Below are 14343 nucleotides of genomic sequence, written 5' to 3' on the forward strand. Positions count from 1 at the left end.
CATGGCAACTCTCGAATTACGCAACGTCAACAAGACCTACGGCGCCGGTTTGCCGGACACCCTCAAAAACATCGAACTGAAGATCAATGACGGGGAATTCCTGATCCTGGTCGGCCCGTCGGGCTGCGGTAAATCGACGTTGATGAATTGCATTGCCGGCCTGGAAACCATCAGCGGCGGCGCGATTCTGGTGGACGACGCCGACATCAGCGGCATGAGCCCGAAAGATCGCGACATCGCCATGGTGTTCCAGTCCTACGCGCTGTACCCGACCATGAGCGTGCGCGACAACATCGCCTTCGGCCTGAAGATTCGCAAAATGCCGACCGCGGACATCGACGAAGAAGTCGCTCGGGTTTCCAAACTGTTGCAGATCGAACACCTGCTCAGCCGCAAGCCGGGCCAACTCTCCGGTGGACAGCAACAGCGTGTGGCGATGGGCCGTGCCCTGGCGCGTCGGCCAAAGATTTATCTGTTCGACGAACCGCTGTCCAACCTCGACGCCAAGCTGCGGGTCGAGATGCGCACCGAAATGAAACTGATGCACCAGCGCCTGAAAACCACCACGGTCTACGTGACCCACGACCAGATCGAAGCCATGACCCTGGGCGACAAAGTGGCGGTGATGAAGGACGGGATCATCCAGCAGTTCGGCACGCCGAAAGACATCTACAACAACCCGGCGAACCTGTTCGTGGCGAGCTTCATCGGCTCGCCGCCGATGAACTTCATCCCCCTGCGTTTGCAGCGCAAGGACGGTCGTCTGCTGGCGTTGCTCGACAGCGGCCAGGCCCGTTGCGAGTTGCCGCTGGGCATGCAGGACGCCGGTCTCGAAGACCGCGAAGTGATACTCGGCATGCGCCCGGAGCAGATCGTGCTGGCAAACGGTGAAGCCAATGGTTTGCCGACTATTCGCGCCGAAGTCCAGGTCACCGAACCGACCGGTCCCGACACGCTGGTGTTCGTCAACCTCAACGGCACCAAGGTTTGCTGTCGTCTGGCGCCCGATGTGGCGCCGCAGGTGGGCGAGACCCTGACGTTGCAATTCGATCCGGCAAAAGTGCTGCTGTTCGATGCCAAAACGGGTGAGCGTCTGGGGGTTGCTGGCGTAGCGAAAACCGAATTGCACGCTGACAACGTCGCCCAATTCAAAGGCCGCTGAAGAACAAAACTGTAGGAGCGAGCCTGCTCGCGATGGACGTCAACGATGACACTGGAAACCTGACACCCCACGGTGTTCTCAGGTTTCTCGCGAGCGGGCTCGCTTCTACAGGGGGGACATGTGGCGGATGGATTGTTATCCGTCGCAACTGATGTAACCGCGTTAAAGAAGAAAAGTTAATAACAATAAAACGAGGAAGTAGGGATGAAGATGAAGAACAAGGCCCGGTTGATCTGCCAAGTGTCAGCAGCGGCAGCACTGGTTCTGGCCGGCAATGCCATGGCCGATGAAGCGTTCAGCTCCGATTCCAAGTGGATGACGGGCGACTGGGGTGGCGAGCGCACCAAACTGATCGAGCAAGGCATCGACATCAAAATGGATTACGTCGGTGAAGTCGGCGGCAACCTCCATGGCGGTTTCAACGATGACAAGACCGCACGCTACGCTGACCAGTTTGGCCTGGGCGCGGCGTTGGACCTGGAAAAACTGTTCGGCTGGGACAACACCCAGGCCAAGATCCAGCTCACCAATCGTAACGGCGAGAACATCTCCAACGACCGCATCGGCGACCCGCGTGCCGGCACCTTGAGTTCGTCCCAGGAAGTCTACGGCCGTGGTCATATGGTCCGTTTGACCCAGTTGTGGATCCAGCACCAGTTCTTCGACAACAAGCTGGACGTCAAGGCCGGTTACTTCGGTGAGGGTGAAGACTTCAACACCTTCCCGTGCGAGTTCCAGAACCTGGCGTTCTGCGGTTCCCAGGTGGGTAACTGGGCCACCAACATCTGGTACAACTGGCCGGTCAGCCAGGCGGCGATTCGCGTGAAGTACAACATCAACGACGAGCTCTACGCTCAGATCGGTGCGTACAACCAGAACCCGTCGCAACTGGAACACGGTAATGGCTTCAAGCTCAGCGGTAGCGGCACCGAAGGCACCGTCCTGCCGGTTGAGCTGGTCTGGTCGCCGAAGGTCAACACCTTGCCGGGCGAATACCGTGTCGGTTACTACAAAAGCACGGCCAGCGCCGATGACGTCCGCGAAGACGACAATGGCGATGATGCCGCCACCAGCGGTAATGCGTATCGCAGCCACAGCAGCAAGCACGGTTACTGGTTCGTTGCGCAGCAGCAACTCACCAGCCATAACGGCGACGCCAGCCGCGGTCTGAACATTGCCGCCAACGCCACGTTCCACGACAAGGACACCAACATCGTCGATAACTACCAGTCGCTGATGTTTGTGTACAAGGGCCCGTTCGATGCACGTCCAAAAGATGACGTCGGTATCGGTTTTGCCCGTATCCATGTCAACGAAGACGTGAAGAAAAATGCCGAGCTGACCAACGCTGCCAACGGTGTCAGCGACTACAACGATCCGTTGTTCTCGCCGCTGCGCGAGACCGAATACAACTACGAGCTCAACTACGGTTTCCACGTGACCAACTGGCTGACCGTGCGTCCCAATCTGCAATACGTCACTCACCCTGGTGGTGTGCATGAAGTCGACGATGCTCTGGTCGCTGGCCTGAAAATTCAGTCGGTGTTCTGACGCGTCTGCGATAAGCTCCTCCTCTATGTGCGCATATTTGCGGACAGCCAAGGCTGTCCGCTTTTTTTTGAGGGGCGCGCCCCCCGCTGACAGTTGATTTCAGGACCGTGGCACATGCTTGAGCATCCGCTACAACGCTTCTTCAAATCCTTGCGCGAACGACCGGTGTTCGCGTGGGAGCGCTATCAGATGCGCGATGTGCTGGTGATCGATCATCCGCGCTGTCAGGCGGTGTTCAGTCGGCAGGGGGCGCAGTTGCTGCACTTCCAGCCTCAAGGTCAGAAACCGTGGCTGTGGTGTGCGGCGAAGTGGCCGCAGGTCGGTGCGATTCGCGGCGGTGTGCCCGTGTGTTGGCCGTGGTATGGCCGACATCCGAGCGAGAACGCCTGGCCGTCCCATGGCTGGGCACGGTTGCTCGACTGGAAACTGCTCGACAGCAGCCATGACGACGATGGCGTGCGTTTGCACTGGCAATTGAAGTTGTGTGACTGGCAGGTGGACCTGCACGCGCACCTGGGCGAGCGCATGGACTTGCGCCTGAGCACCGAGCATCAGGACGACATGCCATGCCAATTGAGTCAGGCGTTGCACGCTTACTGGCGTATTGGTGACGTTGGTGAGGTAGCGCTGTCTGGGCTCGAAGGCGCCCAGGGCTACGACCATCTGAGTCGGCAGGTTTGTCAGCAGGAGGGTGAGCTACGCGTCAATGGTGGGTGTCAGCGAGTGTTTCAGCATGACGGCGAATTGCAGCTCAACGATCACGCTTGGGATCGGGCGTTGTGCATCGATACCGGCGATACGGCAGACACTGTGGTCTGGCATCCGGGGTCGCGACCGCTGCTCGGCGTGACCTGGAACGAGATATCCGAATTCGTTTGCGTTGAGGCGGCAAGCGGCGGCACTGACAGCCTGTGTCTGCAGCCGGGGGAGCGGGCGCATTTGAGTTTGCAGGCGTGGGTGGGGGTGTAAAGAAAGATCAAAAGATCGCAGCCTACGGCAGCTCCTGCAAAGGCGCGTGTACACCTGTAGGAGCTGTCGAGTGAAACGAGGCGGCGATCTTTTAATTAATTGAACTCATCCCCAACCGGATACCGGCTGGCATTCAAGCTCTCTTTGATCTTGCGCAGATGTGGCTGGAAATCCACCCCGCGACGTAAGGTCATGCCGGTCGCCAGTACATCGAGGACCGTCAACTGGATGATCCGCGAAGTCATCGGCATGTAGATGTCGGTGTCTTCCGGCAGCGGAATGTTCAGGCTCAGGGTGCTGGCCTTTGCCAGTGGCGAGTTCTCGGCTGTCAGGCCCAATACCGACGCGCCGTTCTCCCGAGCGATGCGAGCCACTTCGACCAGTTCGCGGGTGCGGCCGGTGTAGGAAATGATCACGAACAGTTCGCCTGTGTGTGCCACCGAAGCAATCATGCGCTGCATCAGCACGTCGGCATGGGCGGTGACGGCGAGGTTGAAACGGAAAAACTTGTGCTGTGCATCCAGCGCCACCGGGGCCGAAGCGCCTAGGCCGAAAAAGTGGATCTGTCGCGCCTGGATCAGAAGGTCGACGGCGCGGCTGATCAGGTTCGGGTCCAGGGCCTGCAAGGCACTGTCCAGGGACGCAATGGCGCTGCCGAAAATCTTCTTGGTGTACGCCTCCGGATTGTCGTCAGCTTCAACCGCTCGGCTGACATAGGCGGCTCCGCTGGCCAGGCTCTGGGCCAACTGAAGCTTTAGCTCGGGGTAGCCGCTGACACCGAACGAGCGACAGAAACGATTGACCGTCGGCTCGCTGACCGAAGCGGCCTGGGCGAGGGCGGCAATGCTGAAACGAGTGGCCTGCTGCGGGTTGAGCAGGATCACCTCGGCGACTTTGCGTTCGGCCTTGTTCAGCTCTTCAAGGCGATTCTGGATCTGCTCCAGTAAATTTCGCACGCGGTCCATATGATTTTCCTTGATTCACCGGCGCCGATAAGCGCGCGGCTAATGCAAAAAGGGCCTTTGGTGAGGCCCGTAACGGTGGCCTATCCTACTGATGGCTCCGACCGACCACCACTCGGAATCTGTATTTTGCGAAAATGTTGTGGTTATTACTACATTTTCCCTTGAGTGATGCCTTGAAAAAAGGTATTTGTAGCTTAACTTGATAAAAGAACAAACATCATGCCTTCGATTACGGTTGAACCGTGCACCTTTGCCTTGTTCGGCGCCCTGGGCGATCTCGCCCTGCGCAAGCTGTTTCCTGCCCTCTATCAACTCGATGGGGCGGGTCTCTTGCACGAGGACACGCGAATCATCGCCCTGGCCCGTGAGGCGGGCAGCGAGCAGGAGCACCTGGCGTTCATCGCTGGCGAGTTGCGCCGCTATGTGGCTGCCAAAGAGCTGGATGAAGCCGTTGTCGAGCGCTTTCTCGCACGCCTGAGTTATTTGCATGTCGACTTCCTCAATGCGGATGACTATGTCGCCCTGGCAGAGGCGGCAGGCAGGGCGCAACGGGTCATCGCGTATTTCGCCACGCCCGCAGCGGTCTACGGCGCAATCTGCGAGAACCTGGCAAAAGTCGGCCTGGTGGAAAACACCCGCGTAGTGCTGGAAAAACCGATCGGTTCCGATCTGGAGTCCTCGCGCAAGGTCAACGACGCCGTGGCGCAGTTCTTCCCGGAGAATCGCACCTATCGCATCGACCATTATCTGGGTAAGGAAACTGTCCAGAATCTGATCGCGTTGCGTTTCGCCAACAGCCTGTTCGAAACCCAGTGGAATCAGAACTACATCTCCCACGTGGAAATCACCGTGGCCGAGAAGGTCGGCATCGAAGGCCGCTGGGGTTACTTCGACAAGGCCGGCCAGCTGCGGGACATGATCCAGAATCACCTGCTGCAACTGCTCTGCCTGATCGCCATGGACCCGCCGGCCGACCTGTCCGCCGACAGCATCCGCGACGAGAAAGTCAAAGTGCTCAAGGCCCTGGCGCCGATCAGCCCGGAAGGGCTGACCACACAGGTGGTGCGCGGCCAGTACATCGCTGGTTACAGCGAAGGAAAACCGGTACCGGGCTACCTGGATGAACCGAATTCCAACACCCAAAGCGACACCGAAACCTTCGTCGCCTTGCGTGCCGACATCCGCAACTGGCGCTGGGCAGGCGTGCCGTTTTACCTGCGGACCGGCAAGCGCATGCCGCAGAAGCTGTCGCAGATCGTCATCCACTTCAAGGAACCGTCGCACTACATCTTCGCCCCCGAGCAGCGCCTGCAAATCAGCAACAAGCTGATTATCCGCCTGCAACCGGACGAAGGCATTTCCTTGCGCGTTATGACCAAAGAACAAGGCCTGGACAAGGGCATGCAGCTGCGCAGCGGTCCGTTGCAGCTGAATTTTTCCGACACCTGGAGCAGCGCACGGATTCCCGATGCCTACGAACGGTTGTTGCTGGAAGTGATGCACGGCAATCAGAACCTGTTTGTCCGTAAAGATGAAATCGAAGCCGCGTGGAAGTGGTGTGACCAGTTGATCGCCGGGTGGAAAAAATCCGGCGATGCGCCCAAGCCGTACGCGGCCGGGTCCTGGGGGCCGATGAGTTCCATTGCTCTGATCACGCGGGATGGGAGGTCATGGTATGGCGATATCTGATTTGAAACTGCCGCAGGGCGTCAGCGCCCATGCGTTCAAGAGCGCGGTGCTGCTGGCCGAAGGTTTGGCGCTGAACGTGGCCAAGCAACTGAGCGATGCCATTGAGGACCAAGGCACTGCCACCCTGGTGGTGTCCGGTGGTCGCAGCCCGGTGGCGTTTTTCCAGCACCTGGCCAAGCAGAAGCTGGACTGGTCGAACGTGGTGATCAGCCTGGCTGATGAGCGCTGGGTGCCGGTTGAACATGCCGACAGCAATGCCGGCTTGATCAAGCGCTACCTATTGCAAGGCCCGGCGGCCAAGGCTCAGTTTTTGAGTCTGTACAGCGCTAGCGCCAACCTGGAACAGGCGGCCGATCAGGCTGACCGTTTGCTCTCCGAGTTGCCGGTGATCGACGTACTGGTGCTGGGCATGGGCGATGACGGTCACACCGCTTCGCTATTTCCCAATAGCCCGAATCTTGCCGAGGCATTGCAGGCCGATGGCATACGTCGCTGCTGGCCGATGCTGGCGCCGACCGTGCCGCATCAGCGCCTGACCATGAGTCGCGCGCTGCTGGCTTCGGCCAAACACAAAGTTCTATCGATTTGCGGTCAGTCCAAGCTGACCACCCTGAACATCGCACTGGCCGGTGACGATGTCGCCGCAATGCCGATTCGCGCGTTTTTGCAACCCACGTTAGAGATTTACTGGTGCCCATGAGCCAAGGAACAGCCGCTATGACAAACCCATCCCCGACCGTTTCCATGGCGGATAAAGTTGCCCTGATCGACAGCCTCTGCGCCAAGGCGCGGATCCTGCCGGTGATCACTATTGCCCGCGAGCAGGACGTTCTGCCGCTGGCCGATGCCCTCGCGGCCGGTGGCCTGACCGCCCTGGAAGTGACCCTGCGCTCGCAGTTCGGCCTCAAGGCCATCCAGATCCTGCGCGAACAGCGCCCGGAGCTGATGACCGGTGCCGGCACCGTGCTCGACCGCACCATGCTGGCCGCGGCTGAAGCGGCAGGCTCGCAGTTCATCGTCACGCCAGGCATCACGCGCGACTTGCTGGAAGCCAGCGTTGCCAGCCCGATTCCGCTGTTGCCGGGGATCAGCAATGCCTCGGGCATCATGGAAGGCTACGGTCTCGGCTATCGCCGCTTCAAGCTGTTTCCGGCTGAAGTCAGCGGCGGTGTCGCGGCCATCAAGGCGCTGGGCGGCCCGTTCGGCGAAGTGAAATTCTGCCCGACCGGCGGCGTCGGTCCTGCCAACATCAAGAGCTACATGGCGTTGAAGAACGTCATGTGCGTGGGCGGTAGCTGGATGCTTGATCCGCAGTGGATCAAGAACGGCGACTGGGCCCGCATTCAGGAATGCACCGCCGAGGCTTTGGCGTTGCTGGACTGATTCGTCACCCTACACTTCGTTGTGTGTTCTACGGCTTTACGGTGCGCTTGGTCGGTGCACCGTTTTTTTTTGCCTGAAGAACAACGTGCAGGAGCTGCCGCATGAAATCATCGACATCATGCGATACATAGTTACCGCATGCCCAAAATCGACCGATGCTAGCCTGCGTTCATCTTATGGAAGAGAGAACGTCATGGACGCCAACACCCCAGTTACTTCTTTTTTTTTGTTGTCCCCGGAACAAATTGCCGGCCCCTATTTCCGCAACTCGAAACTGATTCGTCGAAACATCAGCGAAGGTGCCGACGGCATTCCACTCGTGCTGCGACTGTCGATCATCGATGCCATGACCGGTGAACCGGTCCCGGATGCGCTGGTGGACATCTGGCACTGCAATGCGCGGGGCGCCTATTCGGGTTGGAGCAAGATCAATCCGGATGTTGAGGTTGACTCCGGTGACATCGGCGCGATTGCGCGGACCGACGACGATACCTACCTGCGTGGCGCGCAGTTCAGCGACAAATCGGGCATCGTCCGCTTCACCACTATCTATCCGGGTTTCTATGCCGGACGTGCCGTGCATATTCACCTCGCCGTGCGCATTGCCGCAGGCAACAATTATCTGGAGGAAAGGCATGTCGCCTGGGTCGGACAGCTTTACCTGCCTGAGGTCGCCTCGCGTTCAGCACTGTGTGCCCGTCAATACGATGGGCGTGCTTCAACTCGTCTGACCAACGCTGAAGACTTCTACTATTCGACCATGGGCGGCGATGCCTCGATCCTGAACGTACACACGTTGGGGCGGGATTCGAATGAAGACGGCTTTTTCGGGCAGATGACCATCGGCATCGACACCTTCTCGGTGTCGACACAGATCAAACCAGAAGACTTCGACAAATACACCGTCTGACGTCAACGCAGTTGGGTCAGTGCGCTGCTCAGTGCATCCATGTCGTCAGCGGTGCTGATGAGTCCAGGCGTGATGCGGATGCAGGGACCACACGCCGCACCGCTGCGCGTTACAGTGAACAGGTTGAACTCCTTTAACAGGCGCTCGACCATCACTTGCTGGTCGGCATGGCGGGTAAAGCGCATCGAGGTGATGCCACAGTACAGCCGCGGATCATCCGGGGTCATGACTTCGATGCCCGGCAACTGGCGTACCGCGCCAACCCAACGGTTGCGCAAGTAATTGAGGCGTGCGCCTTTGGCGGCGGCACCGCCCATGGCCCAATGTTCTTCGAGCACCAGCGGCAAGGTCAGCAGCGCAGGGATATTAGGCGTGCTGTAGGAGGTGCGGGCACGGATGTCGGTGACTGGAAAATGCATTTCGCCCATGTCCGGGTCGATATCGGCCAGACGTTCGGGGGCGATGTAGAGAAAGCCCAGCGTCAGCGGTGCGCCGATCCACTTGTGCAGGTTGAAACCGGCGAAAGCGATGCCCAGTTCGGTCAGATCAAACTCGATCTGACCGAGGGCGTGGGCGCCGTCGAGGATCACATCGATCCCGTGTTCCTTGGCTGCGGCTGCAATCGCCTGCACCGGCATCACCAGGCCAGTGCGATGAGTGACGTGCGTCAGGGCCATCAATTTGAGCCGCGGATGACGTGCGAAGGCGTCACGGTAGGTGACCAGCAAACTGTCGTAGCTTGCCGGATGCGAATGTTCGATTTCGATCACTTCAACGCCGCGATTGCGTGCCAGCCAGCGTATCGCGCCTTTGACCGTGTCGTATTCCAGGTCGCTGACCAGCACCTGATCACCGGGCTGAAGGAGGTTGTAGTTGCGGATCAGCGACTGCAAACCCTCCGATGCATTGCGGGTGAGGGCAATGCTGTCAGCGCAGACGCCAATCAGTCTGGACAACGGTGCGCGGATTTTCAGGCTGTCACCTTGTTCGAAGCGCTGGCGCACATAGACCGAGTTGCTGCGGTTGATGAACTCGATGTTGCGCTGATATTCCTCGACCACCGTGCGCGACATGCGCCCGAAGTAACCGTTTTCAAGGTTGATCGGGCCGGGTTCGACCTCGTATCGGTCGGCGAAGGTTTGCCAGAACGCTTCATCACGGGCACGCAGGGTGTTGTCAGGCATGGAGTTACTCAATCTGGGGGCGGATAAGCCAGTCAGTGACGTGGGGCAGGTTTGCCGTGCTTGGCGCGCAGCGGTTCGAGCAAGTCTGACAAACCGTTGTGATCGATTTCCTGCATCAGGGCCAACAGACCGCCGAGTTCGCCATGGGGGAAACCTTCCCGGGCGAACCAGTTCAGGTAGGGGCCGGGCAGGTCGGCAATGATTCGACCCTTGTACTTGCCGAAGGGCATTTTGCGTGTGATCAGCAGTTCAAGCTTTTCGGGGTTCATCGATCAGTCGTCTGGAGTCAGTCAGGAAGGAAAATACAGGCATTCTGCATGCAGGCCAATTGACAGATCATGCAAAAAAAACGGATACAGATTTCTATGTTGTTGCTAAGTATCTGATAAATAACGATTTAATTAACGGTTCCGGAGTGGCATGCAGGGTGCACTACTTATTGCATCTTTCATCAACCGCAAGGAATTGAAAAATGACCGACATTAATAAAGAATCCATTTCTGTACTCAACGACCTTATTGAAACCTGCAAGGACGGACAGGAAGGGTTCAAGACTTGCGCTGAAGACATCAAACACCCTGAACTCAAAACCCTCTTTGTTCAACGTTCCGCTGATTGTGGTAGCGCAGCGGCTGAGTTGCAGAGCGCGGTTCGTTCGATGGGTGGCGACCCGGAAACTTCCACCAGTGTCAGCGGCGACCTTCATCGTCGTTGGGTCGATGTGAAGTCAATGTTCACCGGCAAGGACGAGGAGGCTGTTCTGAACGAAGCAGAGCGTGGTGAAGACCATGCAATGAAGGCGTATCGGGACGCCATGGAAAAAATCAACAAACACAACCTGGTCGGTATTCGTGATCTGGTTGAGCGTCAATACCACGGTGTGCAGCGTAACCACGATCAAGTAAAAGCCCTGCGTAACCAGGCCCGTGCCCGCTCGTAACACCTATTAAAAACGCCAGTAAAACTGGCGTTTTTTTGGATCAAAAGATCGCAGCCTGCGGCGGCTCCTACACGCGAAATTCCGTAGGAGCTGCCGCAGGCTGCGATCTTTTTAGCGATCAACCAATGCTGATGGCCGGCAGCTCGGTCAATGTCACGCTCTGTTGTTTGCGGGGTGCCAGAATCTCCGCCTCGCCATCCACCACCAACTCATCGCGCTGGTTGAATACGCGGGTGGCAATGCGCACGCGGAATTTCGGCAGTTTTTCGAGGATTTCCAGACGCACGGTCAGGGTGTCGCCAATTTTCACCGGCTTCTGAAAGCTCATTTGCTGACCGATGTAAATGGTCCCGGGCCCAGGCAATTCACAGGCAACTGCCGCACTGATCAGCGCACCGCTGAACATGCCGTGAGCGATGCGCTCCTTGAACATGGTGCTGGCGGCGTATTCGGCATCCAGGTGCACAGGGTTGTGATCGCCCGACATCGCGGCGAACAGCTGAATGTCTCGCTCTTCGACCGTCTTGCTGAAGCTGGCCGTCTGGCCGACTTCCAGTGATTCGTATGGCGTGTTGGTAACCTGGGTCATCTGTCTCAATTCCTGTGACGAATAAGAAAATTCACAAAAGCTATTCCGATCTGGGTGGCCGAGGGCTGCTCAAGGCCTGTGCGATCCAGTTCAAAACATCGGCGATGACTTCATCGCGATTGCTTTCGTTGAACAGTTCGTGCCGTGCCTGTGGGTAAATCGTCAGTTGCACGTGTTGGTTGCCGGCCGCGCGCAAGGCGCTGGCCAGATCATTCAGACGCTTGCCTTCACTCACCGGATCACATTCACCGCCAATTACCAGCAGCGGGAGGCCCGGATCGATCTGCGCGAGATTGGACGCTTTGCTGATTTGCTGCAACCCACCCAGCAAGTCGATCCACAGTTGATTGGTGCAGCGAAAGCCGCACAGTGGATCGTTGGCGTACAAGTCGACTTGCGCCGGATCGCGGCTGAGCCAGTCGAACCGGGTGCGCACCGGTTTGAATTTGTTGTTGAACGAACCGAATGACAACCATTCGATCAACGCACTGCGTCCCTTCGGTCCTTGGCGCAGGCGCTCGAGGCGAGCGATTTGCCGGGCCGCGCGATAGAGCGCCACAGGCTGGAAGTTCGAACCGCTGAGAACCGCCCCGTGCAGGCTGGCGCTATGGTGCAGCAGATAAGCCTGGGCGATGTAACTGCCCATGCTGTGACCGAGCAGCATGATCGCCACGCCGGGATGCTGCAGGCCGATGTGCTGGTTAAGGCTGGCGAGGTCACTGACAACCTTGCACCAACCATCGTTGTCGGCGAAGTGGCCAAGAGTCCCGTTTTCGGCAGTTCTGCCATGTCCACGCAAGTCCGGTGCACAGACGCCATAGCCCTGTTCACAGAGTTTTTCCGCCAGGTCGGCATATCGGCCACTGTGTTCGGCCATGCCGTGGGCCAGCAGAATCACTGCCTTCAGGCCGCCCGCAGGCAGCCACTGATTGATGAAAAGGCGGCTGTGGTCACTCGTGGTCAGCCAGAAAGTGTCATGAATCATGGCGGTTCCTTTGCATGAGGCTGTTCGGTTGGAAACAGCTCGTTGCAGTTTATAGCGCATCCTTGGTTGGGCGTCTGATCAGCCTGCGCCACGGCTGAAAGATTCATACGGTCAATGACGACTGCGGGCATATTTGCCTGCTACGCCATAACTGCTAGTGTCCGTGAAGTTCCGCTTTTCGAAGTTTTTGTTTTTGAAATGACAGAAAAGTGGCCCGGATAGGCGCAGGCAAAGAGGACAACAACAATGCAATCTGATTTCTGGAATGACAAACGCCCGGCCGGCGTGCCACTTGATATCGATGTAGGGGCTTACAAGTCGGTGCTTGAGGTGTTCGAGCGTTCCTGCAAGAAATTTGCTGACAGACCCGCGTTCAGCAACATGGGCGTGACCCTGACCTACGCCGAACTCGAACGCCAGAGCGCTGCCTTCGCCGGCTTCCTGCAAGCCCACACCGACCTGGTGCCGGGTGACCGCATCGCGGTGCAGATGCCCAACGTCCTGCATTACCCGATTGCCGTGTTCGGTGCATTGCGCGCCGGGCTTATCGTAGTCAACACCAACCCGTTGTACACCGCGCGGGAAATGCGTCATCAGTTCAAGGACTCCGGTGCCCGCGCGCTGGTGTACCTGAACATGTTCGGCCAGAAAGTCCAGGAAGTACTCCCCGACACCGATATCCAGTACCTGATCGAAGCGAAAATGGGTGACCTGATGCCAACCGCCAAGGGCTGGCTGGTCAACACAATGGTCAGCAAGGTCAAGAAAATGGTCCCGGACTACAACTTGCCTCAGGCCATCTCCTTCAAGAGTGCGTTGCTTCAGGGCCGGGGCGTGGGTATCAAACCGCTGAGCGTCGGCCTTGACGATATCGCCGTGCTGCAATACACCGGCGGTACCACCGGCCTGGCCAAGGGTGCGATGCTGACCCACGGCAACCTGGTGGCGAATATGCAACAGGCACGGGCCTGTCTGGGGCAGTTCGGCAGTGACGGGCAACCGTTGTTGCGCGAAGGCCAGGAGGTCATGATCGCGCCGCTTCCGCTGTACCACATCTATGCATTCACCGCGAACTGCATGTGCATGATGGTGACGGGCAACCACAACGTGCTGATCACCAATCCACGGGACATCGGCGGTTTCATCAAGGAGCTTAAGAACTGGCGGTTCTCGGCATTGCTGGGGCTCAACACCCTGTTCGTTGCACTGATGGATCATCCGGACTTCAAGACCCTGGATTTCTCGACGCTCAAGCTCACCAACTCCGGCGGCACCGCGCTGGTCAAGGCAACCGCTGAGCGTTGGGAGCAGTTGACCGGTTGCCGCATTACCGAAGGCTACGGCCTGACCGAAACCTCGCCCGTGGCCTGCACCAATCCCTACGGCAAACAGTCGCGGATCGGCACCGTCGGCCTGCCGGTGCCGGGTACAACCTTGAAGGTGATCAGTGATGAGGGCGTCGAACAGCCCTTGGGTGAGCGCGGCGAACTGTGTATCAAGGGCCCGCAGATCATGAAGGGCTATTGGCAGAAACCCGAGGCCACCGCTGAAGTTCTGGATGCCGAGGGCTGGTTCAAGTCCGGGGACATCGCGGTGATCGATCCGGACGGTTTTGTGCGCATCGTAGATCGCAAGAAAGACATGATCATCGTCTCTGGTTTCAACGTGTACCCGAACGAAATCGAAGATGTGGTGATGGCTCACCCGAGAGTCGCGAACTGTGCCGTCATCGGCGTGCCAGACGAACGGTCGGGGGAGGCGGTGAAGTTGTTTGTGGTGGCCCGTGAAGCGGGTGTCAGCCTTGAGGAACTGAAGGCCTACTGCAAGGAAAACTTCACGGCATACAAAGTACCCAAGCACATTGTGCTGCGTGAGTCGTTGCCGATGACGCCTGTGGGCAAGATCCTGCGCCGGGAGTTGCGTGATATCGCTTGATGGGTGAATGGCCGCGCGTCGCGCGGATCGCGGGCAAGCCACGCTCCCACAGGTATCTACGTAGATCCTGGGGGAGCGCGC

The 14343-nt window shown here is 58.4% G+C and carries 14 protein-coding genes; 9 read left to right on the top strand and 5 right to left on the bottom strand.

The features are described 5' to 3' along the window. The first annotated feature begins 1 nt into the window (after position 1). The 3 genes from AD668_RS05265 to AD668_RS05275 all read left to right on the top strand — a co-directional run bounded on the left by AD668_RS05265 (position 2) and on the right by AD668_RS05275 (position 3682). Positions 2–1162 (top strand): ABC transporter ATP-binding protein, encoded by a 1161-nt coding sequence (locus tag AD668_RS05265; RefSeq protein ID WP_053155401.1) that lies wholly within the window; start codon positions 2–4, stop codon positions 1160–1162. Between the two features lie 204 nt (positions 1163–1366). Next, the gene (locus tag AD668_RS05270) at positions 1367–2713 is read left to right on the top strand and encodes a carbohydrate porin (RefSeq protein ID WP_053155404.1); all 1347 of its coding nucleotides are present in this window, start codon (positions 1367–1369) and stop codon (positions 2711–2713) included. A gap of 114 nt (positions 2714–2827) precedes the next feature. Further along, positions 2828–3682, top strand: coding sequence for a D-hexose-6-phosphate mutarotase (locus tag AD668_RS05275; RefSeq protein ID WP_053155406.1), 855 nt, complete (start codon positions 2828–2830; stop codon positions 3680–3682). A gap of 95 nt (positions 3683–3777) precedes the next feature. On the opposite strand, the gene AD668_RS05280 is transcribed toward AD668_RS05275, so the two are convergent. After that, the gene (locus tag AD668_RS05280; RefSeq protein ID WP_172681795.1) at positions 3778–4638 is read right to left on the bottom strand and encodes a MurR/RpiR family transcriptional regulator; all 861 of its coding nucleotides are present in this window, start codon (positions 4636–4638) and stop codon (positions 3778–3780) included. 228 nt (positions 4639–4866) lie between these two features. Between AD668_RS05280 and zwf the strand changes: the two genes are divergently transcribed. From zwf to AD668_RS05300, 4 genes are all read left to right on the top strand, one after another. Next, complete coding sequence (gene zwf / locus AD668_RS05285) at positions 4867–6336, top strand: glucose-6-phosphate dehydrogenase (RefSeq protein ID WP_053155410.1); 1470 nt, start codon at positions 4867–4869, stop codon at positions 6334–6336. Continuing rightward, positions 6323–7036 carry a 6-phosphogluconolactonase gene (gene pgl / locus AD668_RS05290; protein WP_053155412.1) on the top strand — a complete coding sequence of 238 codons (714 nt, stop codon included), beginning with the start codon at positions 6323–6325 and terminating at the stop codon, positions 7034–7036. Before zwf ends, pgl begins: the two co-directional genes overlap by 14 nt. A gap of 17 nt (positions 7037–7053) precedes the next feature. Beyond that, positions 7054–7719 carry a bifunctional 4-hydroxy-2-oxoglutarate aldolase/2-dehydro-3-deoxy-phosphogluconate aldolase gene (locus AD668_RS05295; protein ID WP_053155415.1) on the top strand — a complete coding sequence of 222 codons (666 nt, stop codon included), beginning with the start codon at positions 7054–7056 and terminating at the stop codon, positions 7717–7719. A gap of 193 nt (positions 7720–7912) precedes the next feature. Beyond that, a complete protein-coding gene (locus AD668_RS05300) occupies positions 7913–8629 on the top strand; it encodes an intradiol ring-cleavage dioxygenase (RefSeq protein ID WP_053155416.1) in 717 nt (238 codons plus the stop codon). A 2-nt stretch (positions 8630–8631) separates the two neighbouring features. Here AD668_RS05300 and AD668_RS05305 read toward each other — a convergent pair whose 3' ends face one another. Together AD668_RS05305 and AD668_RS05310 are read right to left on the bottom strand one after the other, a co-directional pair. Then, on the bottom strand, positions 8632–9813 hold the full coding sequence (locus AD668_RS05305) for an aminotransferase class V-fold PLP-dependent enzyme (RefSeq protein WP_053155420.1): 1182 nt from the start codon (positions 9811–9813) through the stop codon (positions 8632–8634). Between the two features lie 32 nt (positions 9814–9845). Further along, positions 9846–10082 carry a DUF3820 family protein gene (locus AD668_RS05310; RefSeq protein WP_053155422.1) on the bottom strand — a complete coding sequence of 79 codons (237 nt, stop codon included), beginning with the start codon at positions 10080–10082 and terminating at the stop codon, positions 9846–9848. A 203-nt stretch (positions 10083–10285) separates the two neighbouring features. Here AD668_RS05310 and AD668_RS05315 point away from each other — a divergent pair, with 203 nt between their 5' ends. Continuing rightward, positions 10286–10753, top strand: coding sequence for a PA2169 family four-helix-bundle protein (locus tag AD668_RS05315; RefSeq protein ID WP_053155425.1), 468 nt, complete (start codon positions 10286–10288; stop codon positions 10751–10753). A 118-nt stretch (positions 10754–10871) separates the two neighbouring features. Here AD668_RS05315 and AD668_RS05320 read toward each other — a convergent pair whose 3' ends face one another. Together AD668_RS05320 and AD668_RS05325 are read right to left on the bottom strand one after the other, a co-directional pair. Beyond that, complete coding sequence (locus tag AD668_RS05320) at positions 10872–11342, bottom strand: MaoC family dehydratase (protein WP_053155426.1); 471 nt, start codon at positions 11340–11342, stop codon at positions 10872–10874. A gap of 40 nt (positions 11343–11382) precedes the next feature. Next, positions 11383–12327 (bottom strand): alpha/beta hydrolase, encoded by a 945-nt coding sequence (locus AD668_RS05325; RefSeq protein ID WP_053155429.1) that lies wholly within the window; start codon positions 12325–12327, stop codon positions 11383–11385. Positions 12328–12573: 246 nt separating this feature from the next. Here AD668_RS05325 and fadD2 point away from each other — a divergent pair, with 246 nt between their 5' ends. Then, on the top strand, positions 12574–14262 hold the full coding sequence (fadD2, locus tag AD668_RS05330) for a long-chain-fatty-acid--CoA ligase FadD2 (RefSeq protein ID WP_053155432.1): 1689 nt from the start codon (positions 12574–12576) through the stop codon (positions 14260–14262). Positions 14263–14343: the final 81 nt, after the last annotated feature.

The organism is Pseudomonas sp. P1.8 (assembly GCF_001269805.1).
GTDB lineage: Bacteria > Pseudomonadota > Gammaproteobacteria > Pseudomonadales > Pseudomonadaceae > Aquipseudomonas.

Coding starts and splice junctions, on each gene's coding strand:
- AD668_RS05315 (WP_053155425.1), top strand. CDS start 10,286: ATGACCGACATTAATAAAGAATCCATTTCTGTACTCAACGACCTTATT.
- zwf (WP_053155410.1), top strand. CDS start 4,867: ATGCCTTCGATTACGGTTGAACCGTGCACCTTTGCCTTGTTCGGCGCC.
- AD668_RS05310 (WP_053155422.1), bottom strand. CDS start 10,082: ATGAACCCCGAAAAGCTTGAACTGCTGATCACACGCAAAATGCCCTTC.
- AD668_RS05320 (WP_053155426.1), bottom strand. CDS start 11,342: ATGACCCAGGTTACCAACACGCCATACGAATCACTGGAAGTCGGCCAG.
- AD668_RS05325 (WP_053155429.1), bottom strand. CDS start 12,327: ATGATTCATGACACTTTCTGGCTGACCACGAGTGACCACAGCCGCCTT.
- fadD2 (WP_053155432.1), top strand. CDS start 12,574: ATGCAATCTGATTTCTGGAATGACAAACGCCCGGCCGGCGTGCCACTT.
- pgl (WP_053155412.1), top strand. CDS start 6,323: ATGGCGATATCTGATTTGAAACTGCCGCAGGGCGTCAGCGCCCATGCG.
- AD668_RS05295 (WP_053155415.1), top strand. CDS start 7,054: ATGACAAACCCATCCCCGACCGTTTCCATGGCGGATAAAGTTGCCCTG.
- AD668_RS05265 (WP_053155401.1), top strand. CDS start 2: ATGGCAACTCTCGAATTACGCAACGTCAACAAGACCTACGGCGCCGGT.
- AD668_RS05270 (WP_053155404.1), top strand. CDS start 1,367: ATGAAGATGAAGAACAAGGCCCGGTTGATCTGCCAAGTGTCAGCAGCG.
- AD668_RS05305 (WP_053155420.1), bottom strand. CDS start 9,813: ATGCCTGACAACACCCTGCGTGCCCGTGATGAAGCGTTCTGGCAAACC.
- AD668_RS05300 (WP_053155416.1), top strand. CDS start 7,913: ATGGACGCCAACACCCCAGTTACTTCTTTTTTTTTGTTGTCCCCGGAA.
- AD668_RS05275 (WP_053155406.1), top strand. CDS start 2,828: ATGCTTGAGCATCCGCTACAACGCTTCTTCAAATCCTTGCGCGAACGA.